Annotated in this window: 25 protein-coding genes; 9 read left to right on the forward strand and 16 right to left on the reverse strand. The window is 71.6% G+C overall.

Annotation, left to right across the window (positions count from 1 at the left end; genetic code table 11):
• Positions 1 to 63: 63 nt before the first annotated feature.
• Entirely contained in the window at positions 64 to 1,692 is a 1,629-nt protein-coding gene (locus ACIBN2_RS31870) for a phosphodiester glycosidase family protein (protein ID WP_399139543.1), read from the reverse strand.
• A gap of 182 nt (positions 1,693 to 1,874) precedes the next feature.
• Between ACIBN2_RS31870 and ACIBN2_RS31875 the strand changes: the two genes are divergently transcribed.
• Positions 1,875 to 3,011, forward strand: a complete 1,137-nt coding sequence (locus ACIBN2_RS31875) for a serine hydrolase domain-containing protein (protein ID WP_399139544.1) — start codon at positions 1,875 to 1,877, stop codon at positions 3,009 to 3,011.
• A 30-nt stretch (positions 3,012 to 3,041) separates the two neighbouring features.
• Here the strand turns inward: ACIBN2_RS31875 and ACIBN2_RS31880 are convergent, their stop codons facing one another.
• The 3 genes from ACIBN2_RS31880 to ACIBN2_RS31890 all read right to left on the reverse strand — a co-directional run bounded on the left by ACIBN2_RS31880 (position 3,042) and on the right by ACIBN2_RS31890 (position 5,465).
• On the reverse strand, positions 3,042 to 3,818 hold the full coding sequence (locus ACIBN2_RS31880; RefSeq protein WP_399139546.1) for an SDR family oxidoreductase: 777 nt from the start codon (positions 3,816 to 3,818) through the stop codon (positions 3,042 to 3,044).
• Between the two features lie 125 nt (positions 3,819 to 3,943).
• Positions 3,944 to 4,327 carry a VOC family protein gene (locus tag ACIBN2_RS31885; RefSeq protein WP_399139548.1) on the reverse strand — a complete coding sequence of 128 codons (384 nt, stop codon included), beginning with the start codon at positions 4,325 to 4,327 and terminating at the stop codon, positions 3,944 to 3,946.
• Positions 4,328 to 4,424: 97 nt separating this feature from the next.
• Positions 4,425 to 5,465, reverse strand: coding sequence for an NAD(P)-dependent alcohol dehydrogenase (locus tag ACIBN2_RS31890; RefSeq protein WP_399139550.1), 1,041 nt, complete (start codon positions 5,463 to 5,465; stop codon positions 4,425 to 4,427).
• A 117-nt stretch (positions 5,466 to 5,582) separates the two neighbouring features.
• Between ACIBN2_RS31890 and ACIBN2_RS31895 the strand changes: the two genes are divergently transcribed.
• Entirely contained in the window at positions 5,583 to 6,488 is a 906-nt protein-coding gene (locus ACIBN2_RS31895) for a helix-turn-helix domain-containing protein (protein WP_399139552.1), read from the forward strand.
• 13 nt (positions 6,489 to 6,501) lie between these two features.
• Here the strand turns inward: ACIBN2_RS31895 and ACIBN2_RS31900 are convergent, their stop codons facing one another.
• From ACIBN2_RS31900 to ACIBN2_RS31925, 6 genes are all read right to left on the reverse strand, one after another.
• Complete coding sequence (locus ACIBN2_RS31900) at positions 6,502 to 7,272, reverse strand: group II truncated hemoglobin (protein WP_399139554.1); 771 nt, start codon at positions 7,270 to 7,272, stop codon at positions 6,502 to 6,504.
• Positions 7,273 to 7,356: 84 nt separating this feature from the next.
• Complete coding sequence (locus ACIBN2_RS31905) at positions 7,357 to 10,713, reverse strand: S8 family peptidase (protein ID WP_399139555.1); 3,357 nt, start codon at positions 10,711 to 10,713, stop codon at positions 7,357 to 7,359.
• Positions 10,714 to 10,857: 144 nt separating this feature from the next.
• Positions 10,858 to 11,541 (reverse strand): ABC transporter ATP-binding protein, encoded by a 684-nt coding sequence (locus ACIBN2_RS31910; protein ID WP_393864350.1) that lies wholly within the window; start codon positions 11,539 to 11,541, stop codon positions 10,858 to 10,860.
• 45 nt (positions 11,542 to 11,586) lie between these two features.
• Positions 11,587 to 13,044, reverse strand: a complete 1,458-nt coding sequence (locus ACIBN2_RS31915; RefSeq protein WP_399139557.1) for an ABC transporter permease — start codon at positions 13,042 to 13,044, stop codon at positions 11,587 to 11,589.
• 147 nt (positions 13,045 to 13,191) lie between these two features.
• A complete protein-coding gene (locus tag ACIBN2_RS31920) occupies positions 13,192 to 14,463 on the reverse strand; it encodes an Ig-like domain-containing protein (RefSeq protein ID WP_393864348.1) in 1,272 nt (423 codons plus the stop codon).
• A gap of 204 nt (positions 14,464 to 14,667) precedes the next feature.
• Positions 14,668 to 15,018, reverse strand: a complete 351-nt coding sequence (locus ACIBN2_RS31925; RefSeq protein WP_399139559.1) for a hypothetical protein — start codon at positions 15,016 to 15,018, stop codon at positions 14,668 to 14,670.
• A 109-nt stretch (positions 15,019 to 15,127) separates the two neighbouring features.
• Between ACIBN2_RS31925 and ACIBN2_RS31930 the strand changes: the two genes are divergently transcribed.
• Positions 15,128 to 15,442, forward strand: coding sequence for an LPXTG cell wall anchor domain-containing protein (locus tag ACIBN2_RS31930; protein ID WP_399139561.1), 315 nt, complete (start codon positions 15,128 to 15,130; stop codon positions 15,440 to 15,442).
• 58 nt (positions 15,443 to 15,500) lie between these two features.
• Here ACIBN2_RS31930 and hutH read toward each other — a convergent pair whose 3' ends face one another.
• The 3 genes from hutH to ACIBN2_RS31945 all read right to left on the reverse strand — a co-directional run bounded on the left by hutH (position 15,501) and on the right by ACIBN2_RS31945 (position 19,206).
• A complete protein-coding gene (gene hutH, locus ACIBN2_RS31935; protein WP_399139612.1) occupies positions 15,501 to 17,039 on the reverse strand; it encodes a histidine ammonia-lyase in 1,539 nt (512 codons plus the stop codon).
• Between the two features lie 90 nt (positions 17,040 to 17,129).
• Positions 17,130 to 18,275 (reverse strand): diguanylate cyclase domain-containing protein, encoded by a 1,146-nt coding sequence (locus tag ACIBN2_RS31940; protein ID WP_399139563.1) that lies wholly within the window; start codon positions 18,273 to 18,275, stop codon positions 17,130 to 17,132.
• 121 nt (positions 18,276 to 18,396) lie between these two features.
• Complete coding sequence (locus ACIBN2_RS31945) at positions 18,397 to 19,206, reverse strand: enoyl-CoA hydratase/isomerase family protein (RefSeq protein WP_399139565.1); 810 nt, start codon at positions 19,204 to 19,206, stop codon at positions 18,397 to 18,399.
• A gap of 175 nt (positions 19,207 to 19,381) precedes the next feature.
• Here ACIBN2_RS31945 and ACIBN2_RS31950 point away from each other — a divergent pair, with 175 nt between their 5' ends.
• Positions 19,382 to 19,942, forward strand: coding sequence for a hypothetical protein (locus ACIBN2_RS31950; protein ID WP_399139567.1), 561 nt, complete (start codon positions 19,382 to 19,384; stop codon positions 19,940 to 19,942).
• Between the two features lie 4 nt (positions 19,943 to 19,946).
• On the opposite strand, the gene ACIBN2_RS31955 is transcribed toward ACIBN2_RS31950, so the two are convergent.
• A complete protein-coding gene (locus ACIBN2_RS31955) occupies positions 19,947 to 21,071 on the reverse strand; it encodes an adenylate/guanylate cyclase domain-containing protein (protein ID WP_399139569.1) in 1,125 nt (374 codons plus the stop codon).
• 122 nt (positions 21,072 to 21,193) lie between these two features.
• Positions 21,194 to 22,054 carry a biotin--[acetyl-CoA-carboxylase] ligase gene (locus tag ACIBN2_RS31960; RefSeq protein ID WP_399139571.1) on the reverse strand — a complete coding sequence of 287 codons (861 nt, stop codon included), beginning with the start codon at positions 22,052 to 22,054 and terminating at the stop codon, positions 21,194 to 21,196.
• Between the two features lie 111 nt (positions 22,055 to 22,165).
• On the opposite strand from ACIBN2_RS31960, the gene ACIBN2_RS31965 reads away from it, so the two are divergent.
• The 4 genes from ACIBN2_RS31965 to ACIBN2_RS31980 all read left to right on the forward strand — a co-directional run bounded on the left by ACIBN2_RS31965 (position 22,166) and on the right by ACIBN2_RS31980 (position 24,924).
• Complete coding sequence (locus tag ACIBN2_RS31965; RefSeq protein WP_399139573.1) at positions 22,166 to 23,785, forward strand: acyl-CoA carboxylase subunit beta; 1,620 nt, start codon at positions 22,166 to 22,168, stop codon at positions 23,783 to 23,785.
• 17 nt (positions 23,786 to 23,802) lie between these two features.
• Positions 23,803 to 24,012 carry an acyl-CoA carboxylase epsilon subunit gene (locus ACIBN2_RS31970; protein ID WP_399139574.1) on the forward strand — a complete coding sequence of 70 codons (210 nt, stop codon included), beginning with the start codon at positions 23,803 to 23,805 and terminating at the stop codon, positions 24,010 to 24,012.
• A gap of 115 nt (positions 24,013 to 24,127) precedes the next feature.
• Complete coding sequence (gene mmpB, locus ACIBN2_RS31975; protein WP_399139576.1) at positions 24,128 to 24,256, forward strand: morphogenic membrane protein MmpB; 129 nt, start codon at positions 24,128 to 24,130, stop codon at positions 24,254 to 24,256.
• A gap of 47 nt (positions 24,257 to 24,303) precedes the next feature.
• Positions 24,304 to 24,924 carry a Maf family protein gene (locus ACIBN2_RS31980; protein WP_399139578.1) on the forward strand — a complete coding sequence of 207 codons (621 nt, stop codon included), beginning with the start codon at positions 24,304 to 24,306 and terminating at the stop codon, positions 24,922 to 24,924.
• Here ACIBN2_RS31980 and ACIBN2_RS31985 read toward each other — a convergent pair.
• Positions 24,893 to 25,390 (reverse strand): hypothetical protein, encoded by a 498-nt coding sequence (locus ACIBN2_RS31985; RefSeq protein WP_399139580.1) that lies wholly within the window; start codon positions 25,388 to 25,390, stop codon positions 24,893 to 24,895. The two genes, ACIBN2_RS31980 and ACIBN2_RS31985, sit on opposite strands and share 32 nt — an antisense overlap.
• A 388-nt stretch (positions 25,391 to 25,778) precedes the next feature.
• On the opposite strand from ACIBN2_RS31985, the gene ACIBN2_RS31990 reads away from it, so the two are divergent.
• A partial coding sequence (locus ACIBN2_RS31990) for a biotin carboxylase N-terminal domain-containing protein (protein WP_279617129.1) occupies positions 25,779 to 25,876 on the forward strand: 98 nt, incomplete at its 3' end.

Genomic DNA, 25,876 nt, shown 5'->3' on the forward strand with positions numbered 1-25,876 from the left:
CGGTGCCGGCGGCCCCGGCGCGGGGTGGGCCGCCGGCGCCGGGCACCGGGTGCGGGGTGGCCGTCAGCCGGCGGCGGCCGGACGGACCTGCACCGTGTCCCCGACCGGCCGTTCGCCCGTCGCGTCCGACGGGTGGTTGGCGAGGATGCCGCGTACGGCCATCGTGGTGGAGCCGCCGCCGTCCAGGTTCAGGGCCTGTACGGCGCCGAGCGAGCGCATGAACCGGGCTTCCTCGTAGAGGGTGAAGCCCTCGCTCCCGTCGGTCTGGCGGCCGTCGACCGTGGCCAGGATCAGCCGGCCCCCGCTGTCGATGCCCGCCATGGTGCGCGGCTGGCGGGTGTTGGCCCAGGCGTAGCCGAAGGAGAGGTCCTGCGGGTCCACCACGCCTTCGGTGGCGGCGTCGATGTCGATACGGCCGTTCCTCACCAGGGTGGGCGCCGCGCTCACGACGGAGTCGTCGCGGCCGAGTCCGACGCGACGGCCGGTCGTGTCGCGGACGTCCTCATGCACGAGGACACCCTTTCCGGGTGCGGCCTGGGCGGTCAGCCAGGTCGCGGCGGCGCCGACGCCCTGCAGCACGCTCCCGCCCGCAGGCACCCGTCCGCCCCGCGCGCCGACCGAGACCACCCGGCCGGACCGGTCCAGCACGGCCTGCACGCCGGCACCGGTGGGCAGCTCCGCGCCGAACTCGGGCGTGAACCGGACCAGATCGTCGGTCAGCCGGCAGGTCACGTCCTGCCAGGGGCGCTCGCTCGGGGTGGCGCCGGGGCGGCCGCAGTCGCGTACCAGGGACGGGACGCGGTTGATGCCCTGGATCGCGTACGAGGACGTGCCGGCGCGGGCGGTCACGGTGGTCGTCAGGTCGGCGACGCGGACGTGGCGGCCGCCGTCCTCGAGGATCAGGGCGGCCCGGGAGCCGGCCGCCATCGAGCCCAGCCGGCCGTCGTAGGCGCCGAGTCCGGAGATGGTGCCCTGGACGCCGTCGGCGTTCGAGGTCACGAAGAAGCCGCCGTTGACGGCGACCAGCGAGTGCAGCCCGGCGGCGACCGACGACGTGGTCTCGCGCCGGGCGACGTTGCCGTCGTGCGTGCCCTCGACGGTGCCCTTGAAGCGGCGGGGGTCGATCACCGCGACGTGGATGTTCTCGCGGTCGGCGGGTTGCTGGACGTCGTAGCCGGTCCAGGCGACGGCGGTGTGGAGGCCGGCCGAGGTGATCGCTTTCGCGATGGCCTGCGCGTCGGCCTGGGCGGCGTAGGCGCCGATCCGCACCCGGAAGCCCATCACGCCGTGGGGGGTGTCGGCGTAGTCCGGCCAGCGGACGCTCTCCACGCGCGGTTCGTATCCCGCGTCGCGCAGCTTCAGGGCCGTGGCGTCGGCCCAATTGCGGGTGCCCACCTCGGCCCACGTCGCGGCGCCGGTCAGCCGGCTGGTGGCCGGCGACTGGACGGTGACCGTCCATGTGTGGGTGACGTCCGTGTGCCGGACGGTGCCCGTGCGCAGCTCCACGCCGGGCGCGAGCGTCTCGGTCGACCACTGCGCGAGGGCCGCGGCCGCCGTGGTGTCCGCGGGTGCGGCCTGCGCCGGGGCCGGGGCAGCGGCGGGGACGACGACGGCGAGCAGGGCGGCGGCAGCGAGGCCGGCGCGGGTGCGGGCGGTACTGCGGGAAGATCTGCCGAAGGCACGGAGATTCATGGCTTCCTCACGGCTCGAACGCGGTGACGGCCTGCTGGTCAAGGTTCTTCTGCCCGGTGCGCCCACCATCCCAGACGGTCCCGCCGACTCCCGGCGCTCCGGAACATGAAGCGCGGGCAAGGGCGAGGGGAACGGCGGGAATTCGGTTGCTCCCCGCGAGCCGATGCGCGCTAATGCCTCGCATGGCAGACATCCAGGGCTTCTACGACGACTTGTTCATCGCGGTGCCCCGTGCGCTGGCCGAGTTGCTGGACGGCGGGGACGCGGGCGGCTCGGTGGCCGTGTTCGTGGACGGGGAGCCGGTCGTGGACGTGTGGGGCGGGTTCGCCGACGCGGGGCGGACGGTGCCGTTGGAGCGGGACACGATCGTCAACGTCTGGTCCGTCACCAAGACGATGACGGCCCTCGCCGCGCTCGTCCTCGCCGACCGCGGCGAGCTCGATCCGGACGCGCCGGTGGCCCGCTACTGGCCGGAGTTCGCCGCGGCGGGCAAGGACGGGGTGCTCGTACGGCATCTGCTCTCGCACACCGCCGGGCTGCCCGACTGGGACGGACCGGTCGAGGAGATCTACGACTGGACGTCCGCGACCGCGCGGCTCGCCGCCCGGGCCCCGCGGTGGGAGCCGGGCAGCGCGGCCGGGTACCACTCGCTCACCCAGGGGTTCCTGGTGGGCGAGGTCCTGCGGCGGATCACCGGAGTCAGCGTGGGCGAGTTCTTCGCCGGCGAGGTGGCCGGGCCGCTGGGCGCGGACTTCCACATCGGGCTGGCCGCCGAACACGACGGGCGGGTGGCACTTGCCGTCCCTCCACCGGGGTACGGCGAGGACTACACGGCGGGTGCGGCCGGCGGCGGCGCGGGCGGGTCCGGTGACGGCACGGCCGACGGCAGCACACCCGCCGGCACCGCCGTCCGGCTTCGCGACGGCAACAGCGTCGCCTGGCGCCGCGCCCAGATCCCCGCGGCGAGCGGCTTCGGCAACGCCCGGTCGGTCGCCCTCGTGCAGTCGGTCATGGCGTGCGGAGGGACGGTGAACGGCGTGCGGCTGCTGTCCGGGAAGGGCTGCGACCGCGCCTGGGAGGAGCAGTTCAGCGGCGTCGACCGCATCCTGGGCATGCCGGTGCGCTACGGCCTGGGCTACGGGCTGTTCGGCACCACCTACGGCTGGGGCGGCTGGGGCGGCTCGCTGGTGATGATCGAGCCCGAGTCGCGGACCGTGGTGGCGTACGTGACCCAGCAGATGCGTGAACCGGCCGCCGACAACCGGGGGTTGGAGATCGTCATGGCCGCCTACGACGGTCTGCTGGGACTGCGGGGCTGACCGCCCGGGCCGCGCCGTGGGCCGGGGCGATCAGCCCAGCCGCTCCGCCAGGAACTCCTCCCACGTCCGCTTCCCGGTCTCCGCGCCCTCCAGCGTGAGGTTGTCCCCCGCCCGGTACGCCCGTCCCGCCTTGCCAGGGATGCGGACCGGCAGCTTCGGGCGCGGGCGCCTGCCGCGGAGTTCGAGGTACGGGCGGGCCAGGGCGGGGATGTCGTAGAGCCTGGGGCCCGCCAGGTCAGGGACCTGGCCGGCCGGTGCGCCGAGCGTCAACTCCACCAGCCTGGCGGCGACTTCGCGCGAGTCGACGGGCTGCAGGCGCAGCCCGCCCGGGCACGGCAGGACGGGGAGTCTCGTCATCTTCTCCACCATCGTCAGCGTGAGGTCGTGGAACTGGGCCGCGCGCAGGGTCGTCCAGGGGATGCCCGAGCCGGCGACGGCCCGCTCCGCGTCCAGCTTGGTGCGCATCCAGGCCAGCGGCACGCGGTCGGCGCCGATGACCGAGATGTGGACCAGGTGCCGTACGCCGGCCGGTCCGGCCGCCCGCAGCAGGGTGCGGGTCGCCTCGTCGTCGCCCTTCTGGCCGCCCGCGAGATGCAGGACGGTCTCCGCGCCGCGCACGGCGGCGTCGATGCCCTCGCCCGTCAGCAGATCGCCGGTGACGTGTTCGAGTCCGTCCGGCGCCGTGGGCCCGGACCGGCTCAGCACGCGCACCTCGCGGCCGGCCGCCCGCAGGAGTGGGACCACGTGGCGGCCCAGGGTGCCCGTGCCGCCGGTGACCAGGATGGGGGAGGTGATGGATGAGGTCATGATGCCCAGCTCCAGAGGTCTTCGCCGTCGTATGCCTTCGCTGCCATGACCCCCGGCGGCGGAGGTGTGTGACAGGACGGGGGAAGGAATTCTCCGGAGCGGTGCCGGCCGGCCGAGGGCGAAGATCAACTCCCGCTGCCGTACGGCCTGGTGATGATCTCCAGGCTGTGGCCGCCGGGATCCTCGAAGTACGCGCCCCGCCCGCCGTCATTGCGGTTGATCCTGCCGGGGCTGCGGTGGAAGGGGTCCGCCCAGTAGGTCAGGCCGCTGCCCCGGATGCGTCCGAAGATCGCGTCGAACTCGTCCTCCGACACCAGGAACGCGTAGTGCTGCGGGGTGATCTCCCCGTCGGCGTCCATGTAGTCGAGGGTCACGCCGTTCGGTATCCGCACGGGGACGAAGGGGCCGTACTGCGGGCTCACCTCCAGGCCGAGGATGTCGGCGAGGAACCTGGCCGACGTCTGCTTGTCGTGCGCGGCAACGATCGTGTGGTTCAGCTGCACGGTCATCTGTGGGCCTCCTCGGGCCCAACATACTGCGGCACGCCGAGGGCCCCGGCAGCTCGTGCCGGGGCCCTGGATCACCTGCGCCGATTGGCCGCGCCGGTCAGATCGTCGCCGTGTCGATCACGAACCGGAAGCGGACGTCGCTCGCGAGCACCCGCTCGTACGCCTCGTTGATCTGGTCGGCGCGGATCAGCTCGATCTCGGCGCCGAGGCCGTGCTCGGCGCAGAAGTCCAGCATCTCCTGGGTCTCCCGGATGCCGCCGATGCCGGAGCCGGCGAGGGTCTTGCGGCCGCTGATCACCGAGAAGAGGTTGAGCCTGACGGGCTCCTCGGGGGCGCCGACGTTCACGAAGGCACCGTCCGTCTTCAGCAGGGACAGGAACGCGCCCAGGTCCAGCGGGGCCGAGACGGTGGACAGGATCAGGTCGAAGCTGCCCTTCAGGTCCTTGAAGGTCTGCTCGTCGCTGGTCGCGTAGTAGTGGTCCGCGCCCAGCCGCAGGCCCTCGTCCTTCTTGCGCAGGGACTGCGAGAGCACCGTGACCTCGGCGCCCAGGGCGTGCGCGATCTTGACGCCCATGTGCCCGAGGCCGCCCATGCCGAGGATCGCGACCTTCTTGCCGGGGCCGGCGTTCCAGTGGCGCAGCGGGGAGTACGTGGTGATGCCGGCGCACAGCAGGGGCGCGGCGACGTCGAGGGAGAGGCCGTCGGGGACGCGGACGACGAAGTTCTCGTCGACGACGACCTTCTCCGAGTAGCCGCCGTAGGTGGGCTCCCCGTCCTTGCCGACGGCGTTGTACGTGCCGACGTTGCCCTTGAGGCAGTACTGCTCCAGGCCGGCCAGGCAGTTCTCGCACTCGCGGCAGGAGTCGACCATGCACCCGACTCCGACGCGGTCGCCGACGGCGAACTTGGTCACACCGGGGCCGACCTCGGAGACGATGCCCGCGATCTCGTGGCCCGGGACCATCGGGAAGATCGCCTCGCCCCAGCCCTCGCGGGCCTGGTGGATGTCCGAGTGGCAGATACCGGCGAACTTGATGTCGATCAGGACGTCGAACTCGCCGACCGCCCGCCGTTCGATGGTGGTGCGCTCCAGGGGAGCCTTCGCGGCGGGGGCGGCGTACGCAGCAACAGTGGTCATGACGTCGAGACTGCCCGCTCAAGAGGGGTTCACCCAGACCACGGCTTTGCGTACGTCCGCTGTGCCTACCACTGACGGGGTCAGGATGGTGTGCGTACGACGGTGAATACTTGACGCATGGACGAACAGCCCGAACCCGTGCAGGAGCCCTCCGGGGCTCTGGACCGGCGTGCCGAGCTCAGCGAGTTCCTGCGCACCCGGCGTGCCCGGCTGAAGCCGGAGGACGTGGGGCTGCCGGACTTCGGGCGGCACCGGCGGGTGCCGGGGCTCAGGCGCGAGGAGCTGGCGCAGCTGGCGGGCGTCTCGGTGGCGTACTACACGCGCCTGGAGCAGGGCAACGGGCGGAACGTGTCGGCGGAGGTGCTCGACTCCATCGCGCGGGCGCTCCGGCTGACCGACGCCGAGCACGCCCACCTCACGCACCTGGCGAAGCCGAAGCAGCACAAGAAGAAGCCGGCCGCCCGCACCCAGCAGGTGCGGAGTGCGCTGCGGCAGCTGCTGGACACGATGGACGGCTCGGTGCCGGCATATGTCTCCGGCCGGCGCTCGGACATCCTGGCCTGGAACGGGATGGCGGCGGCCGTCTTCGGCGACTGGTCGGAGCTGCCGGCGCACGAGCGGAACTGGGCCCGGCTGGTGTTCCTGAAGCCCGAGTACCGCGATCTCTACGTGGAGTGGGAGCAGAAGGCGTACGACATGGTCAGCTTCCTGCGGATGGAGGCGGGCTGCTACCCGGACGATCCGCGGCTGTCCGCGCTGGTCGGCGAACTCTCCGTGAAGAGCGAGGAGTTCAGGCGGCTGTGGGCCACGCACGACGTCAAGGAGAAGAGCTACGGCGTCAAGCGGCTGCGGCATCCGCTGGTGGGCGAGCTGACCCTGAACTTCGAGTCGTTCCGGCTGGCGGACGACGGCGGGCTGGCGCTGACCACCTACCACGCCGAGCCCGGGACGCCGTCGGCCGAGGCGCTGCGCCTGCTCGCGAGCTGGGGAGCGGACGCGACGCGCGCGGGACAGCCCACCTAGCCGGCCGAGGACCTCACCCCTGGTACGGCGGCATCGACCCCCATCCCCACTTCGGCACCGGCTGCTCCGCCGGCGGCTTCACGTCGGGGCCCGAGAAGTACACGGCGAGCCGCGTGCCCCACTCGATGTACGCCACGAACGCCGAGCGGAACTCCGCGTCCGTCGGCAGGCCCGCCTCGTCCGCCGCGTCCTGGACGAGGTTGACCCAGCGGCGGCGCTGGGGCTCGGTGATGTTCCTGCCGAAGTGCTTGGCGACCATGTGGCCGTGGCCGCCCTGGGTGAGGGAGTAGGCGGCCGGGCCGCCGAAGACCTCGGCGAGCCAGAGCGCCACGTGCTCGGGGTGGTCGGGGCCCATGTCGGCGAAGAGGGGCGCCAGGAGGTCGTCCTTGAGGACCTTGTCGTAGAAGACCGAGGTCAGCCGGGAGAAGGCCTCCTCGCCGCCCGCCCAGTCGAACAGGGTCGGCAGTGACGATCCCCTGCCGCGCACGCTCGTCGGCTTGTAGTGGCGCATCTCGTCGATGTTCTCGACGTACGGCCGGATCTCGGCGAGGAAGTCGGGGAACAGGTCCGAATTGCGGAACCCCTCGAGGTGGTCCTCGGTCGAGGTCCAGGTGATGCGCAGGATGTAGTGCCCGAAGTCCTCCTCGCAGCGCGCCAGTTCGTAGTCGACGCACTGGGGTGCCGCCGCCAGCTGGGTCGCGGCGCGGGTGTAGGCGGCGAGGAACTCCGCCGAGCGGTCCTCCGGGATGTGGTACCGGATGTATTCGACGGTCTCTTGAGTCATGCGTTCACAGAAACACGGACCGCCCGCCGGAGGCTGCGCTTCCGGCGGGCGGTTCGCTGTCGGCTCACTCGGCGTACGGCCGGCTCACTTGCCGAAGTACGCGTCGTAGATCGAGATCGTCGACCTGTTGCCCTTCTTGTCGGTGATGTTGGCGTGGAAGGAGATGGCCTTGCCCTTCGCCGGGTTCTTCACCTTGATCTTCCCGTGCACGACGTCGGCCTTCTGCCAGGTCTTGCCGTGGTCGTAGGACACGGTCACCGTCAGCGACTTGAGGTTGCCGCCCTTGGCCGAACCCTCGACGATCACCGGGATGCTCACCTTCTTACCGGCCTCCACCCTGCTGCCGAGGTCCGTGACCGCCCCGAAGCGGACCGTGGAGGCCGCCAGCTTGGCCACGCCGGACGGCTTCTTGGAGCGGAACGTCCAGCTCGCGTCGATGCGGGTGGTGGCCGCCGCGACCCTGGCGCTGCGCGCGACCGAGGTGGTGAGCCGGTAGCCGGCCTCGCCGGCGGGAACCTTGAACACCTTCTCGCCGAACAGCGGGTCGTCGTTGGAACCGACCTTGGCGCCGTTGCGGTAGAGCGTGGTGTGCACCCCGGTGAAGACCGAGGAGCCCGCGTGGGTGCTGCCGTCGGAGTACAGCGGGATCACGCCGTAGATGCTGTTGCCGTCGCGGTACAGGCCGAAGTCGGCGTTCAGGTGCGGTCCGAAGACGGCGGTGTTGAACTTCTTGGCGTAGGTCCTGCCGCCCTTGAAGGTCTGTGCCGCGCCGATCGTGTACGCCGCCTCGGTGATCGGGAAGCCGTCCGCGTCGGTGCCGCCGTACTGCTCGAACTGCATCTCCCACTTGACGCCGTTCACGGTCGACAGATGCAGCTTGCGGGTGCCGGGCAGGGTCTCCGCGATGCCGATCGAGGAGGCGCCGCTGCTGAAGGGCAGCCAGCCCACGGCGTCGATCGCGCCCTTCTTGCCGCTCGCCGAGGCGCCGAGTCCGACGTTCACCGTGGCCAGCTCGGCGGCCTTCCAGTGCTTGGTGTAGCCGGTGGCGAGCTGCTTGACGGCGGAGCCGGTGGTGACGTCGTACTGCTCGTGCGCGCCGCTGGTCCAGTGGCCGTCCCACTGCTGGGTCAGCGAACCGTCGGTGACCTGCGGACCGAGGCCCCTGGAGCGGAAGTTGGCGTAGGAGTCCAGGAGCAGGCCGAAGCCGAAGCCGGACTCGGCGGTCGTCACGTCGTATTCCGGCGACGCGAACACCGGCTTGGCGGCCGCGTCCGGCACGGTGATGTCGACCGGCTTCGCGGTACGGGCGTCCAGCGTGATCGTCGTGTTCTTGGTGACGCTCAGCTTCGGCTGCGCCAGCCAGTCGATGCCCTTGGTGGCGTCCTCCGGGTCCACGAAGATGCTGGTGTCGAGGACGTAACCGCCCTTGGGCACGCGCGCGGTGACCGTCCCGGAGGCGTCGTAGGGCGAGTAGAACTTGCCGCTGCCGAGGCCGGAGACACCGGCCAGGCTCGCGGAGTAGTTCTTCGCCGGGCTGCCGTCACGGCCCACGAACTTCAGCTTGACGTCGTACGACTCGACCTCGCGCTGCACGGCCGCGGCCGTCCGCACGCTCTGGCCGCTGCCCGTCGCCGTCACGTACGCGGAGTACGCGCCCTCCAGCGTTCCGCCCAGCTTGGTGTTCACGGTCAGGCCGACCGAGGCCTTGCCGCCGGCCGGGACCGTCACCTTGGCCGCGCCGAGCTTGAAGAAGCCCGCCGGGGCCGCCTGGCCCTTGGGGTTCGTGGCGGTCACGGCCAGGTTCAGCGTGACGTCCTTGGTGCCGAGGTTGCGGTACGTCAGCTGCTTGGTGACCGGCTTGTCGTCGGTGTGCGGCCACTGGGCGGTGCCGAAGCTCACCGACGCCGGGTCGGCGATCACCGACAGCTTGATGGCCCTGTCGACGGCGATACGGCCCGAACCCTGCTGGAACGGCGTGTACTTGCCGCCCTTCGCCGATCCGGTCAGCGCGCCCTTCAGCTCGGCGAACTTCCAGTCCGGGTGCTGCTGCTTGAGCAGCGCCGCGGCGCCCGCCACGTGCGGGGTCGCCATCGACGTACCGGAGATGGTCAGGTAGCCGGGCGGGTTCTCGCCGACCTCCTTGTCGATGACGCTGCCGGGGGCGGCGGCCGCGGTGATGTCCACGCCGGGCGCGGTCACGTCGGGCTTGATCTGGCCGTCGAGACCGGGGCCGCGGCTGGAGAACGACGCGAGTTTGTCGTGGTCGTCGACCGCGCCGACGGTGAGGGCGTCGGCCGCGCTGCCCGGGGAGCCGATGGTCTGCTCGCCGAAGTCGCCGTCGTTGCCGGCGGCGATGGCGAACAGGATGCCCTTCTGCTCGGAGAGCTTGTTCACCTCGGCCTCGAGCGGGTCGATGCCGGGGGTGTCGCCGCCGCCGAGGCTGAGGTTGACGACGTCGGCGCCCTGCTCGGCCGCCCACTCCATGCCGGCCAGGATCTGGGAGTCGTCGCCTGAGCCGCTGTCGTCGAGCACCTTGCCGTTGAGCAGCTTGGCGTCCGGGGCGACGCCCCGGTACTTGCCGTGGGACTTCGCGCCGGTGCCCGCCGCGATGGACGCGACGTGCGTGCCGTGGCCGTAGTGGTCGGTGGCGTCGGGGGCGGTGGAGAAGTTCTTCGCCGCGACGACCTGGCCCTTGAGGTCCGGGTGGGTCGCGTCGATGCCGGTGTCCAGGACCGCGATCCTGACGCCCTTGCCGGTGTAGCCGGCGGCCCACGCCTTCGGCGCGCCGATCTGCGGCACGGACTTGTCGAGGCTGGCCCTGCGGACCCCGTCCAGCCAGACGTGCGCGATGCCGGAGGCGGCCCGGTCGCCGTCTGTGACCGCGTGCCACAGCTCGGCGGTGTCCTGCTTCGGCGTCTGCACGGCGTCGGCGTTGAGCGACGTGAGTCGCTCGCGGAGCCTGCCCGCGTCCCGGACGCCGGCCTTGGCGGCCGGTGCGGCGCCCTGGTAGCCGACGATGACCTTCAGGCCGTGCTGCTGGGAGGTGCGGGTGGCGGCCCGGTCCAGCTCGGTGACGTCGAACAGCCGCTGGTCGACCTTGCCGGTCGCGATCAGACGGGCTACGTCGGCGGGGACGACCAGCGTGTGGCCGTCGGCCCTGCGTATCTGGACGGGTATGTGCTCGCGGCCCTTCGCGGGCTCCAGTCCGACCACCCGGCCCTTGGCGTCGACGGCGACACGGTCACCCGTGATCAGCGTGATGCGGTGCTTCGCGGTGAGCGAGGCGGCCTTCGAAGAGGCGGACTTCGAGAAGGCGGACGCCGAAGAGGCGCCCGTCTGCTCCGACTTGGCCTGCGCCGGGCTGGTCGTTCCCGCCGCGAGGGCCACGGCCGCCGCCGCGGCGACGGCGGACGCGCATGCTCTTTTCAGTTGTCTGCGCAAGTCTCCCCCTGGAGATGAAGTACCGGGCGCGTTCCCCTGTCACCCGGCCGGGGGTGGTCTCGCACGTCTGCGCGTGCACCCCCCGGATCACGCAGTATGCCGGGGGGTGATCAGGCACCTCAAGAGACAGGAGGAAACCAGGAGTTACGCTCCCGCGTTCTCCTTCACGGTGATCCTTCCCTTGCGGATCGTCGCCAGACGCGGGGCCTTCTTCGCGATGGCGGAGTCGTGGGTGACCATGATGAAGGTCAGCCCGAGCTCCTTCCACATGCGTTCCAGCACCTCCATGATCTCGTCGCGCATCGACTCGTCGAGATTGCCGGTGGGTTCGTCGGCGAGCAGCACCTTCGGCTCCTTCACCAGCGCCCGGGCGATGGCGACGCGCTGCTGCTGGCCTCCGGACATCTCGCCGGGCAGATGCCCGAGGCGTTCGCCGAGGCCGACCGACCGCAAAGCCTCGGCCGCCCGTTCGCGGCGGTCCTTCGTCTTCACGCCCAGGGGTACGAGCGCGGTCTCCACGTTCTCCTGGGCGGTGAGGGTGGGAATGAGGTTGAAGCTCTGGAAGACGAAGCCGATGTTCTCGCTGCGGACCTTGGTCAGCCGGGCCTCCGACAGTTTCGCCAAGTCGGTCCCGTCCAGGACGACTTCACCGGCCGTGGGCCGGTCCAGGCCGCCGAGCATCTGGAGCAGGGTGGATTTGCCGCCGCCGGTGGGGCCCTGGATGACGAGGCGGTCCCCGTCCGCGATGGCCAGGTCTACGGCGTCCAGGGCGGTGACGGTGTCCTTGCCCCGGGTGTAGCGCTTGGTGACGCCTCTTAGTTCGTACATGGTGGCTCCTGGGAGGGTTCGGGGGTGGGGGTGCCGGGCGGGTCGCTACTCGACACGCCTGAGCGCGTCCGCGGGGCGCAGCCGCGACGCCCGCCAGCCGCCGAAGGCGCCCGCGATCAGGCCGCCGGCCACCGCGAGCGCGACCGCCAGGGCGATGGTCGTGAGGCTCACCGGCGCGGTGAGCGCAACCTCCAGGGTCTTCGCCGCCCCGCGGCCGGGACCGCCGAAGCCGCCGCCCCCGCCGAAGCCGCCCCCGCCGCCGGGACCGCCGGTGCCCCCGCCGCCCCCGCCCAACTGGGCCTGGAGCGTGGGGCTGATGGCGGTGACGACGTAGGCGCCGGCGAGGCCCAGCGCGATGCCGAGGACGCCGCCGACCAGGCCATTGACCATGGCCTCCCCGACGACCTGCCGGGTCACCCGGCCCGACTTCCAGCCCAGCGCCTTGAGCGTGCCGAACTCGCGCACCCGGCGGGAGACGGCGGAGGAGGTGAGCAGGCCGGCGACCAGGAAGGCGGCCACCAGCACCGCGATGGACAGCCACTTGCCGACGTTGGTGGCGAGGGAGGACGCCGTGGACAGGGAGCCGGAGACGGTGTCCGCGAGGTCGGCGGAGGTGGTGACCGTCGTACCCGAGACGTTCTTCTGGATGGTCGACTTGACTGCGGAGATCTGCTGGGAGTCGGTCGCCTTGACGTAGATCGTGGTGACCTTGTTCTTCTGGCCGGCCAGCGTCTGGGCCTGCTTCAGCGGCATGTAGAGATTGGCCGCGGAGTCACCGCTGTCGGCCGTCGCGATGCCGATGATCGTGTACTTGACCTTGTTGACGGTGACGCTCGAACCGACCTTGTACTTCTTCTCCTTGGCGTACGCCGAGTCGGCGACCAGTACCTTGGCGTCCGTCTCGGAAGTCTTGAAGCCGCGGCCGCTGGTGATCTTCGACGAAGTCAGCGGGCCGAGTCCGGTCTGCGTGACGTCGGTGCCGTAGACCGAGTAGGAGTTGACGTCGAAGTTGGCGCCGCCGCCCTTCACCTCGCCCTGGGGCTGGCCGCCGCCACGCATGCCGCCGCTGCCCGGGTTCTGCTGGAACTGACCGCGGGTGAACTGGCCGTTGATCTTGATCACGTTGAGGCTCAGCCCGCCGACGGCGCTCGAGACGCCCTTCTGGCCGCCGACCTTGGAGACGGTGGTGGACGACAGGGTGGTGAAGCCCTGCACCATGACCCGGTCGCTGCTCTGCTTCGAGTCGTCGTCGTTGCCGCGCGCGTCGAACTGGAACCGCGGCCGCTGCGAGCTGGAGGCGGTCGGCGTCGCGGCCTTGGTGACCGTCATGTCCGTGCCCAGTCCGTAGAGCGACTGGAGGACCTTGTCCTGCGCCCTCCCCATGCCGTTGGACACGGAGTTGACCACGATGACCAGCGCGATGCCCAACGCGAGGCCGGAGGCGACGACGAGGGCCGCCTTTCTGCGGCGGCGCAGTTCGCGCCTCAGGTAGGTGAAGAACATGGCCGCACGGTAGGGACGGCGCGTGATGCTTGGATAAGGCCGACATAAGAGATGCATGAGAAGGCTGTGGCCGCCCCCTGAAAAGCCCCGGAAACGCCGATGCCGCCCCTGAGGGCGGCATCGGAGAAGCTGTGAGCCGACGGTGGGTCAGACGGCCGAACCGGCCTTCCACGCCGCCCAGCTGAGGTTCCAGCCGTTGAGGCCGTTGTCCGGCTGGACCGTCTTGTCGCCGGTGTTGGAGATCACCACGACGTCGCCGACGATCGAGTTGTTGTACATCCAGTAGGCCGGTGTGCCCTTGTCGTCGGCGCCCTTGGTGTCCGACAGGCCCACGCAGCCGTGGCTGGTGTTCACGGAGCCGAAGATGGACTTCGCGCCCCAGTAGTTGCCGTGCAGGAACGTGCCGGAGTTGGTCAGCCGGATGGCGTGCGGCACGTCCTTGATGTCGTACTCGCCCTTGCCGTCGTCGTCGGTGAAGCCCACGGTCGCGCCGTTCATGCGCGTCTCCTTGAACTTCTCGGACATGACCATGGTGCCGTTGTAGGTCTTGTTTTCCGGCGAACCGGCCGAGATCGGGATCGTCTTGATCGTCTTGCCGTCCTGCGTGACCTTCATCTGCTTGGTCTTGGCGTCGACGTAGGAGACCTGGTTGCGGCCGATGTGGAAGGTGACCGTCTTCTGCTGCACGCCCGTGACACCGGAGGCGCCCTCGACGCCGTCGAGCGCGAGCTTCAGCGTGACGGTGGAGTTCTCCTTCCAGTAGTCCTCGGGGCGGAAGTCGAGGCGGTTGGCGCCGAACCAGTGGCCGACGACCTCCTGGCCGCTGCTGGAGGAGACCGTGATGCCCTTCTGGACCGCGGCCTTGTTGGTGATGGCCTTGTCGAAGTTGATCGACACCGGCATGCCCACGCCGACGGTCGAGCCCTGCTCCGGCGTGAAGTTGCCTATGAAGCTGTTGTTCGGGGAGACCGTGGTGAACGAGGCGTTCTCGTGCGCGACGAGACCGGCGGAGTCCTTGGCCTCGGCGGCGACCTTGTAGGTGGTCGAGCGCTGCAGCTGGGTGCTGGGCTTCCAGCTGAGCTTGTCCGCGGACAGCTGGCCGGCCACCGCGGTGCCGTCGGCGGTCGTCATCGTCACGCCGGTGAGCGTGCCCTTGCTGACGGTGACGGCGGCGGAGTTGTTGATGGAGGCGTTGTCCGAGCCGTCCTTCGGCGTGATCTTGATATCGGCCTCGGAGGACTTCTTGGCCGCCGCCTCGTCGGCCTTGGCCTGCGAGGTGTCCTTGCCCTTGGTGCCGGAGGCGTCGCCGCCGCCACCGCCGCCGGAACATGCCGTAAGGGCCAGAACCCCGCCGAGCAGTGCGGACGCGACCGTCAGGCCGTTGCGCCGCTTACTGTTCGTCATCACACGCTTCTCCATCGTTGCCGATTCCCCGGAAAACCCGACCAGTCCCCGTGACGAACTTCAACGCTACGACCGGTTCGTCCCGTTCCACATAGCCCGGAGATGTGGGGCACGCCACGTCGGACGGGGCGGGTGGTGCGGGAATCGGTCAGTGCGCCGCCGAAGACGACGAAACCCCGGACGGTGGCCGCCGTCCGGGGTCACGCGTGTCCCAGGCCGCTAGGCGCCGATCTCGGCCCCCTCGTCCTCGTCGTCGTCAGCATCATCCTCGTCCAGGTCCCAATCCGGCGAATCGGGGTCGTAGTCGACGGCCTCGCTCGACCACGAGGCCTGCGCGAGCTCGACCCCGGGCACCGCCTTGACCAGGTCGAACGGATCCACCAGAAACGCGAGGGCTTCCGCGGTGTCTTCCGTCACAGCGCCTTCGGCGTGCGCCCGCTCGTCGGCCGGCACGTCGTCCTCCTCGGCGAGACGCCGCAGCGCCGCCTTGGTCACCGCGTCGGGGTCGTCGATCTCGAGGACGAGTTCCACCCGGAGGCGGACAAAACGTGATGTCTCTTCAGTGCTCATGCCCGGAGCGTAAGGCCCATGGCTCCCGTGACTTTCCTGTGACCCGCGCCTTTCACTAACATCGCTCCACACGGCCAATTCGCCAGCGCCACAAGGGGATCGATATTCCGTGTCATCCGTTCGCCGTCCGTTGCTGACCGCCACCGCCGCGGGGACCCTCCTGTGCGCCCTGTGGTTCGTTCCCTCCGCCAACGCGAGCGGGGACCAGCCGGCGAGAACATCACCCGCGACGACCCCGACCTCCGAGGTCACCACCCAGGCACGGGTGGCGTCGACGACCGCGGACGGCTCCGTCGCGGACACCCAACTCGCCGACACCGGAAGCTTCGACACCACTCCCTACGTCGTCGGCGGCACCCTCTTCCTCGGGGTGGGCGCCGGCTTCGTGGTGTATTCGGTACGCCGCGAACGCCTCGGCTTCTGACCGCGCACGACGCAGAGGGGCCCTGCCGCACACACGGCAGGGCCCCTCTCCCGTACGGCTACTGCAGCGGGCCGGTGACGCCCTCCACCGCGGCGACCAGCCGCCCGTCCCGCACGAACGCGTCCGCGGCGGCGAGGTCGGGGGCGAGGAACCGGTCCGGACCGGGACCCTGGACGCCCGCCGCCCGCGCGGCCGTGATGGCCGCCTGCGAGGCGGGGGCCGGGGTCAGGCCCTCGCGCAGCTCGATCGCGCGCGTGGCGGCGTACATCTCGACGGCGAGCACGCGCGTGAGGTTGTCGACGGCCGTGCGCAGCTTGCGCGCGGCCGACCAGCCCATGGAGACGTGGTCCTCCTGCATGGCGGAGGAGGGGATCGAGTCGGCGGAGGCCGGTACGGCCAGCCGCTTCAGCTCGCTCACCAGGGCGGCCTGCGTGTACTGGGCGATCATGAGCCCCGAGTCGACGCCCGCGTCGTCGGCCAGGAACGGCGGCAGGCCGTGGCTGCGGTTCTTGTCGAGCAGCCGGTCGGTGCGGCGCTCGGCGATGGAGGCCAGGTCCGCGGCGGCGATGGCCAGGAAGTCGAGGACGTACGCCACCGGGGCGCCGTGGAAGTTGCCGTTGGACTCCACGCGCCCGTCCGACAGCACGACCGGGTTGTCCACGGCCGAGGCCAGCTCGCGCTCGGCGACCGTGCGGGCGTGCGCCATGGTGTCCCGGCCGGCACCGGCGACCTGCGGGGCGCAGCGCACCGAGTAGGCGTCCTGGACGCGCGGCGCGTCGTCCTGGTGGTGCCCGGTGAGCTCCGAACCCTTCAGCACGGCGAGCATGTTGGCGGCCGAGGCGCCCTGCCCGGGGTGCGGGCGGATGGCGTGCAGCTCGGGGGCCAGGACCTTGTCCGTGCCGAGCAGCGCCTCGAGGCTGAGGGCGGCGGTGATGTCGGCCGACTTGTAGAGCCGGTCCAGGTCGGCGAGGGCCATGATCAGCATGCCGAGCATGCCGTCGGTGCCGTTGAGCAGGGCGAGGCCCTCCTTCTCACGGAGCTCGACGGGGGCGATGCCGTGCGCGGCGAGCAGCTCGCCGGCGGGACGGACCGTTCCGTCCGGGCCCTCCGCGTCCCCCTCCCCCATGAGCGTCAGGGCACAGTGCGACAGCGGCGCGAGGTCGCCGGAGCAGCCGAGGGAGCCGAACTCGTGGACGACCGGGGTGATCCCGGCGTTGAGCACGTCGGCCATGGTCTGCGCGACCTCGGGCCGGACACCGGTGTGCCCCGAGCAGACGGTCTTGAGCCGCAGGAACATCAGGGCCCGTACGACCTCCCGCTCCACGCGCGGCCCGAGGCCCGCCGCGTGCGAGCGGACGATGTTGCGCTGCAGCTGGGCCCGCAGCTCCGGGCTGATGTGCCGGGTCGCCAGGGCGCCGAAGCCGGTGCTGACGCCGTAGACCGGCTCGGGCTTGGCCGCCAGCGCGTCCACGATCTCGCGGGCGGCGGCGAGCGCCGCGACCGCCTCCCCCGACAGCTCGATCCGGGCCCCGCCGCGTGCCACGGCGAGCACGTCGGACGCGGTCACCCCGGACGTCCCCACCACCACAGTGTGCATATCCATATTCAGGAGCGTACGCAGTGAAGACGAAGATGTCACTACTGGGTCGGCGTTACGCCCCTTACCGGATCCGGCCCGCCGGGTGCGTCAGCCCCGCCCCCGAAACTGCCGCCGTTCCGCGGGGTCCTGGAGCGAAGGGGTGTCGACCAGCCGCATCACCGGATCGTCGGGGCCCTCCCGGCCCGCCACCACCGGCCGGTCCGAGCGGAGCGCCTTCGCGCGGTACTGGGCGGCGTCCGCGAGCCGGAACAGCCGGCGGGCGGACCGTACCGGCCCGATCGGGTCGCCCGTGGAGGCCACCCCGCAGGCGACCCCGTCCCCGAGCTCCAACTCCGCGGCGCGGCGGCACAGTTCGTCGGCCGCCTTGACGGCCTCGTCGGCGGACGGCCCGACCGCCAGCAGGCAGAACTCGTCGCCGCCGAGCCGCGCGGCCAGCGCCCCCGGCAGCATCGCCCCGCACAGGGAGAGGACGGAACCGAAGCGTTCGAGGAGGCGGTCGCCGACGGCGTGGCCGCGGGTGTCGTTGACGCGCTTGAGGCCGTTGAGGTCGCAGACGACAAGGCTGACGACCGTGCCGTCCACCCGGTGCGCCTCGACGGCCTCGTCCAGCTTCCCGTCGACGGCACGGCGGTTGGCGAGGCCGGTGAGGGCGTCGGTGTAGGCGAGCCGGCGCACTTCCTCCAGCCGCTCGGCCTGGGCGATCCCGGCGGCCACGACGGCGGCCAGGACGGTGGCGAAGTCGGCGTCGGCCCGCTGGAAGACGGGGGCGCCCGCGGGGCGGGCGACGTAGAGCTCGCCCCAGGCGCGCCCGTGCAGCACGATCGGCGCGACGACGCAGCTGCCGCGGCCTCGCCGGCGCAGGGCGGCGACGCGCTGGTGGACGTAGCCGGGGCGGCCGCCCGCGGCGGGCCCCTGCGCCGTCTCCACCCAGGCGTCGGGCTCACCGCCCCCGGCCCACCGCTCGTGCAGGAACTCGGTGATCTCGGGGAACTGGTGCACGGGATAGGACTCGTCCTCGGGGAACTCGTCCTCCCCCTCGACCCGCTCCCCCACGTTCACGAGGACCCGCAGCCGGCCGAGCTCCCGCTCCCACACCGACAGCGCGGCGAAGCTCCCGCCCAGCGCCCGGCACGCACCGGCGGCCGCCGAGCGCCACGCCTCGTGCGAACCGTGCGCCGCCGCCATCCCCTGCGCCAACGCGACCACGGCCGCGAGCCGCTTGTCCTCACCCATCACTCCAGGTTAGGGATGTTTGGGGTGTTTCGGGTCATTGGTACGGCGGTGGGGTGAGCGTGAGCACCACCCACCCCTCCACCCCAGACCGCCGGCGCCAAACAACTCGGACGAGCCCCCGCTACTCCCCCGGCCACTGCGGCTTGCGCTTCTCGTTGAACGCTGCCACGCCCTCCGCCCGATCGCCCGAGAACGCCACCGAGCGCCATGCGGCGTCCTCGACCTCCAGGCCGGCCCGCAGGTCGAGCCCGTGACCCAGCCGCAGGGCGCGCTTGGCGGCTCGCAGTCCGACCGGCGAGTGCGCGCCGATGCGCGCGGCGAGGGACAGCGCCTCCTCCCGGTCGCGCCCCTCCTCCACCAGCTCGTCGACGAGCCCCAACTCCCGCGCCTCGGCGGCCTGAAGGCGCCGTGCCGAGAAGATGAGCTCGGCCGCCCGCGCGGCCCCCACGCGCCGCGGCAGCAGCTGCGTACCGCCGCCGCCCGGAATGACGCCCACCGACACCTCCGGCAGCCCCACCACGGCCGTGCGGTCGGCCACGATCAGGTCGCACGACAGCGCCAGCTCGAAGCCGCCGCCCAGCGCGAACCCGTGCACGGCGGCGATCGTCGGCACGGGCAGTTCGAGGACCCCGGTGTACGCGGCCCGCGCCACCGGCCGCTGCCGGACCAGGTCGAGATCGCTGAAGGAGTTCCGCTCCTTCAGGTCGGCGCCTACGCAGAACGCCCGCTCATGCGTGGAGGTCAGCACGACGACGCGTACGTCACGGTCCGCGGCCAGCGCCGCGCACGCGCCGGCGATCGACCGCGCCATCTCGGTCGAGACGGCGTTCATGGCCTTGGGCCGGTCGAGGACGAGCTCGGCGACGTGCCCGGCACCCTCGCCCCCGTCCCGCCGCACCACCACGAACTCCCCGAACCGCTCCTCACTCATGACGCCCTCCGGTTAACGCGGGTTAACAAGTCTCGGCCCGATCATCGCAGGGTTTCCCCCGGCTGTCCCCGTTCGGGTGACATCACCGCGACTCCCGCCCCGCCGCCCACGGCAGCGCGTAGCGTGCCTGCGCCACGGCGCGCAGGGGGCGCGAGCGCAACGGGGAGGGTTCGTGATGACGGAGACACCGGTGGGGCGCGGCAGGCATCGCAGGCCCCGCCCCCGCAAGGTCCTGTTCGCCGTCGGCGGGCTGGCGCTGGCCGCCGGCGCGCTGAGCCTGGTGCGGATGGCGCCGGAATCGGGGGTCGGCGGGATCGGCACCGCGGAGGCCGATCCGCGTCAGGATCCGGGTCCCGGAGCCGCCCGGCCGGGCAACGAGACCGCCGTACCCCGGGTGAGCCGGTCCGCCGCCTCCGTGCTCGGCGGGGTGAGCGTGACGCCGACCGCGGGCGCGAGCGTCCTGCCCCTGCCGGCCACGACCACGCCACCGGCGCACTCGACGGCCGCCGCCACCCCCGGCATCACCACCGTCCCGGAGGCGCCGAACGCCCCGACCGCCACGGCCACCGCCCGGCCGCCGGCCACGACGGCCCCGGCGCCCCGCCCGAGCCCGACGTCCGGCCGGACCACGCCCCCGCCCGCACCGGCACCGAGCCACACCGGCGGCCACGGCCCGGGCCTGTGCGTACCGGTCGTCGGCCTGTGCGTGGGCGCGCTCACCGACAAGGACGGCTGAGCGGCTAGCGGGCCTCGCTCCGCCGCGTCAGCAGCCACGGCTCCACCACGCCCAGGCCACGCACCGGCCGCTGCCACATCGGCTGGAGCCCGAAGCGGTACGTCGGGGGCTCCTCGCCCTCCTTCTCCGCGGCGGCCGCGGCCTCGGCCGCCTCGGCCTCGGAGGCGGGGGCCTCCCCGGTGCGGATGAGCTCCTGGGCGAAGTCGCTGTCGACGAGGACGGCGTCGCGCGGAGCTATCGAGGTCAGCCGGGAGGCGAGGTTCACCGTCGTACCGAACACATCGCCCATACGAGTGGTCACCGTGCCGAAGGCGATGCCGACGCGCAGCTCGGGCATCGTCTCGTCGTTCGCCATCGTCTCTATCAGGCGCAGCGCGATCTCGGCGGCGACCCCGCAGTCGTCCGCCGCGTACAGCACCTCGTCGCCCAGCGTCTTGACGAGCCGCCCGCCGTGCGCCGCGACCAGATCGGCGCAGGTCGTCTCGAAGGCCTCGACGAGTTCGCCGAGCTCCTCCTCCTCCATCCGGCGGGTGAGGCGGGTGAAGCCGACCAGGTCCGCGAAGCCGACGGCCAGGCGCCGGTCGACCATCTCCTCGTCGTCGGCGGCCTGCACGACCCGGCCGGCCGAGGCGGCGAGCTGGCGCCGCCAGACGTAGACGAGGAACTCCTCCAGCTCGGGCAGGAGCAGCTCGACGATCGGGTACGTCACCTCGGTGCGCGTCATCCCCGGCTCGGGCGGCTCGGTCAGGCCCTCCAGGAAGGAGTCGATCTGCCACTCGGCCAGCCGGGCCGTGGTCTGCCCGGTGGAGCGGGCCACCTGCACCGCCATGGCCTCGCTCAGCAGGCCCGCCTCGACCAGACCGGACAGCCGGCGCAGCGCCAGCACGTCGGCCTCGGTGAGCGCCTTGGCCTGCCCGATGTCGGCGAAGCCCATCGCCCGCCAGAAGCGCGTGGCCAGTTCCACGGAGACGCCCGCGCTGCGCGCCGCCTGAAAGGGGGTGTAGCGCCGCTCGGCGCCGAGGATCAGATGTTCCAGCCGCAGGGCGAGCGGGTCTTCGCCGGGGTCGGCGGCATAGGGGTCCACCCGGCCGTCCGGGTCCGGACCGGATCCCGTGTCGTCGACGGTCACGCCTGCTGCCCTTCCGATCTGCCACGGTCAGGTATCGACCGGCCTCAACTGTACGGCAGGTGTGCGGTAGCTCACTCCCGTCTGTCGCGCTCAGCTGCAGGCAGCCGTACCTCCACACTCCGCTAGGCGGGCCTCAGGTGCACGATGTCGCCCGCCCCGACGGGCTCCTGTACCCCGTCCTCCGTCGCGATCACCAGCCGGCCGTCACCGTCGATCGCCACCGCCTCACCGGTGATCGCCCGGTCCCCCGGCAGCTCTGCCCGCACCACCTGTCCCAGCGTCGCGCAGCCCGCCGCATACGTCTCCTGGAGTCCGCAGGCCGCCGGGTCGCCGCCGGCCTCGCGCCAGCGCCCGTACCACTCGGCCAGGGAGCGCAGCACCGCCCTGAGCAGCGGGTCGCGGTCGGTGCTCACCGCCCCGGCCAGCGCCAGCGAACCCGCCTGCGGGACGGGCAGTTCCGTCTCCCGCAGGGTGACGTTGATGCCGACCCCGACGACCACTGCGCCCTCCCCGGCCCGCTCGGCGAGGATGCCGCCGGCCTTGCGCTCCTCGCCGCCGATGGAGACGAGCAGGTCGTTGGGCCACTTGAGTGCCGTGTCGACGCCCGCGGAGCGGGACAGCCCCGACGCCACCGCGACCCCGGTGAGCAGCGGGAGCCAGCCCCAGCGGACGACCGGCACCTCGCTCGGCTGGAGAAGAACGGAGAAGAACAGCCCCGAGCGGGCCGGCGCCGTCCACTGCCGGTCCAGGCGGCCCCGCCCGGAGGTCTGCTCCTCGGCGATCAGGACCGAGCCCTCGGCCGCCTTGCCCGCCCCGGCCAGGGCGACCAGGTCGGAGTTGGTGGAGCCGGTGCTCGGCACCACCTCCACGTCGCGCCACAGCCCGCCCTCATGCACCAGACCGCGGCGCAGCGCGTTGGCGTTGAGGGGAGGCCGGTCCAGATCGGACCAGCGGCTGTCGTCTGAAGCATCTCGCGGCGTCATGCAAGCCACCCTAGGTGTGTGAAACGCCGCACTGCTGATTCGTAGGCCCCCCACTACTCTACGGATGAGTAACCGTCCCCCCTTTTGAGCAGGCAGGGAGCCGAGATCCCGATGTCCGAGCCGGAAGAGCGTCAAGAGATCCAAGAGACCCAAGGGATCGACATCCACACCACCGCGGGCAAACTCGCGGATCTCCAGCGCCGTATCGAGGAAGCGACGCACGCCGGCTCCGCACGCGCCGTCGAGAAGCAGCACTCCAAGGGCAAGTTGACGGCCCGTGAGCGGATCGAACTGCTGCTGGACGAGGGCTCGTTCGTGGAACTCGACGAGTTCGCCCGGCACCGCTCCACCAGCTTCGGCCTGGAGAGCAACCGCCCCTACGGCGACGGCGTGGTGACCGGCTACGGCACGGTCGACGGCCGCCCCGTCGCCGTCTTCTCGCAGGACTTCACCGTCTTCGGCGGCGCGCTGGGCGAGGTCTACGGCCAGAAGATCGTCAAGGTCATGGACTTCGCGCTGAAGACCGGCTGCCCGGTCATCGGCATCAACGACTCCGGCGGCGCCCGCATCCAGGAGGGCGTGGCCTCGCTCGGCGCGTACGGCGAGATCTTCCGCCGCAACACCCACGCCTCCGGCGTCATCCCGCAGATCAGCCTGGTCGTCGGCCCGTGTGCGGGCGGCGCGGTCTACTCCCCCGCGATCACCGACTTCACGGTCATGGTCGACCAGACCTCGCACATGTTCATCACCGGCCCGGACGTCATCAAGACCGTCACCGGCGAGGACGTCGGCTTCGAGGAGCTGGGCGGCGCCCGCACCCACAACTCCGCGTCGGGCGTGGCCCATCACATGGCCGGCGACGAGAAGGACGCCATCGAGTACGTCAAGCAGCTGCTGTCGTACCTGCCGTCCAACAACCTCTCCGAGGCCCCGGTCTACCCCGAGGAGGCCGACCTCGAGGTCACCGGCGAGGACCTCGAGCTGGACACCCTCGTGCCGGACAGCGCGAACCAGCCCTACGACATGCACACGGTGATCGAGCACATCCTCGACGACGCCGAGTTCTTCGAGACCCAGCCGCTGTTCGCGCCGAACATCCTCACCGGCTTCGGCCGGGTCGAGGGCCACCCGGTGGGCATCGTCGCCAACCAGCCGATGCAGTACGCCGGCTGCCTGGACATCAAGGCGAGCGAGAAGGGCGCACGCTTCGTGCGCACCTGCGACGCGTTCAACATCCCCGTCCTCACCTTCGTCGACGTCCCCGGCTTCCTGCCGGGCGTCGACCAGGAGCACGACGGCATCATCCGCCGCGGCGCCAAGCTGATCTACGCCTACGCCGAGGCGACCGTCCCGCTGATCACGGTCATCACCCGCAAGGCCTTCGGCGGCGCCTACGACGTCATGGGCTCCAAGCACCTGGGCGCCGACCTCAACCTCGCCTGGCCGACCGCCCAGATCGCCGTCATGGGCGCTCAGGGCGCGGTCAACATCCTGCACCGCCGCACCATCGCCGAGGCCGACGCCGCCGGCGACCTGGAGGCGACCCGGGCCCGGCTGATCCAGGAGTACGAGGACGCCCTCCTCAACCCCTACATCGCGGCCGAGCGCGGCTACGTCGACGCGGTGATCATGCCGTCCGACACCCGCGCCCACGTCGTCCGCGGCCTGCGCCAGCTGCGCACCAAGCGCGAGTCGCTGCCGCCCAAGAAGCACGGCAACATCCCCCTCTAGCCCGGCAGGGAGCCGTCATGAACATCAAGGTCGTACGGGGCAACCCGACCGCGGAGGAGCTCGCCGCCGCCCTGGCGGTGGTCCGCGCCCGCGCCGCGGCGGAGGCCTCCGTCCCGCCCGGCGCGACCCGGGACCGCGACACCTGGTCCGACCCGTCCCGCATCGCATCGCACCGCCTGCCCCAGCCGGGGCCGACGAGCTGGGCCCGCACCTTCTGGCCCGGGTGACCGAGGCCCACCCATATGCGGCTACGCCGCGTGGCCGCACATCGGTGCACCGCCGGGCGCCAACTTGAGTACCCGTACTCAGGCGCCCGGCGAAAGCCCGCCGCACGCTGGACACATGCTGTGGTCAGACCCCGAGAACGAGCCGCCCGAGGAACTGCGCGACATGCAGGACAAGATGCGGCGGCTCGGTCTCCTCATGGCTCTGGCCATGGTCCTGGCGATGATCGTCATTGGGCTGAGGTAGCCCCCCGCCCGACCCGCGGGGCGACCACGCGCGACTACCCTGAGCGCATGACAGACGCGCCCCGCCGCCGCCTCATCCTCGCCTCCCAGTCCCCCGCCCGGCTGAACCTGCTGCGCCAGGCCGGCCTCGAACCGGAGGTCGTCGTCAGCGGCGTCGACGAGGACGCCGTGACCGCCCCCACCCCCGCCGAACTCGCCCTCGCCCTCGCCGAGGCCAAGGCCTCCGTGGTCGCGGCCAGACCGGACGCGCAGGGCGCCCTGGTCATCGGCTGCGACTCCGTCCTCGACCTGGACGGCGCGGCGCTGGGCAAGCCGGCCGACGCCGAGGAGGCGACGGCCAGGTGGAAGTCGATGCGCGGGCGCGCGGGCACGCTCCAGACCGGCCACTGCGTCTACGACACCGTCAGCGGCCGGTACAGCTCCGCCACCGCCTCCACCGTCGTCCGCTTCGGCGAGCCCACCGACGAGGAGGTCGCCGCCTACGTCGCCTCGGGCGAACCCCTCTACGTCGCGGGGGCGTTCACCCTCGACGGCCGCAGCGCGCCGTTCATCGAGGGCATCGACGGCGACCACGGCAACGTCATCGGCATCAGCCTGCCCCTGCTCCGCCGGCTCCTCGCCCAGCTGGGCGTCGGCATCACGGAGTTGTGGGCGCCGGCGGAGAAGTGACGGGCGAACCCTCGCCGTCCTTGCCGCCGTCGTTCTCCGGGGGTGCCGCGGGCGGGGCCGCGTCCGCCGGCTCCGCCGGGCTGTCGTAGGTCATCAGCAGCAGCACGATGAGCCCCAGCACGACCACCATGAACAGGAACGCGCCCCAGCCCACCAGGCCCCAGGCGAACGCCCCGAGCAGCGCGTGCACCACGGCCGCGCTGATCAGCAGGATGCGCCCGAAGCCGGCCGGCGGGCGGTCCCGCAGGGCCACGAGCAGCGCCACCAGGCCGCACAGGGCGAAGTAGAGCCCGAAGACGATCCCGCCGATCTTCGAGGAGTTCGCCATCATGTCGGAGTCGAGTCCGGCCAGGGACATGTCCTGACGGTCGACCACGACCCCCAGGAACCAGTTGAGCGCGGCGACACCGAACGCCTCCACGAAGAGCACGATCGCCACGACCCATGCCACCGGTCTGCGTACCACCGGTTCCCCACCCACTTTCGACTGCCGCGCCCGAATCAGGCCGGGCACGGCTGCTGTTACCCCAAGTACGTCCCGGACATCGTGAACGCTACTAACGGGTAAACCCTGGGACAAGGGTTCTGCGGAGGGCAAAGATTCGTTGGGCCATTCGTAGGGACTCCACAAAGAAACCGAGTGGCCCGCAGCACGCTCTCACAGAGACCTTGACCACATGGGAGAGCTAGGGTTTCTCGAAAGAGTCCTGCGTGCCGCGGCGCGACAAGGGCTTTCGCGGGTCGAGCGAGCCTCGCATCACGCTCCGTGTGGGCAAGCTCACCACTGGGGACGGGTCGTAGTGCCGTGTAGCCAGTCCCTAAACTCGGCTTGTTTCAAGGAGGGAGCCTCAATCGTGCGCAAGGTGCTCATCGCCAACCGTGGCGAAATCGCTGTCCGTGTGGCCCGGGCCTGCCGGGACGCCGGGATCGCGAGCGTGGCCGTCTACGCGGA

Source organism: Streptomyces sp. NPDC050534 (genome assembly GCF_044457745.1).
Taxonomy (GTDB): Bacteria; Actinomycetota; Actinomycetes; order Streptomycetales; family Streptomycetaceae; genus Streptomyces.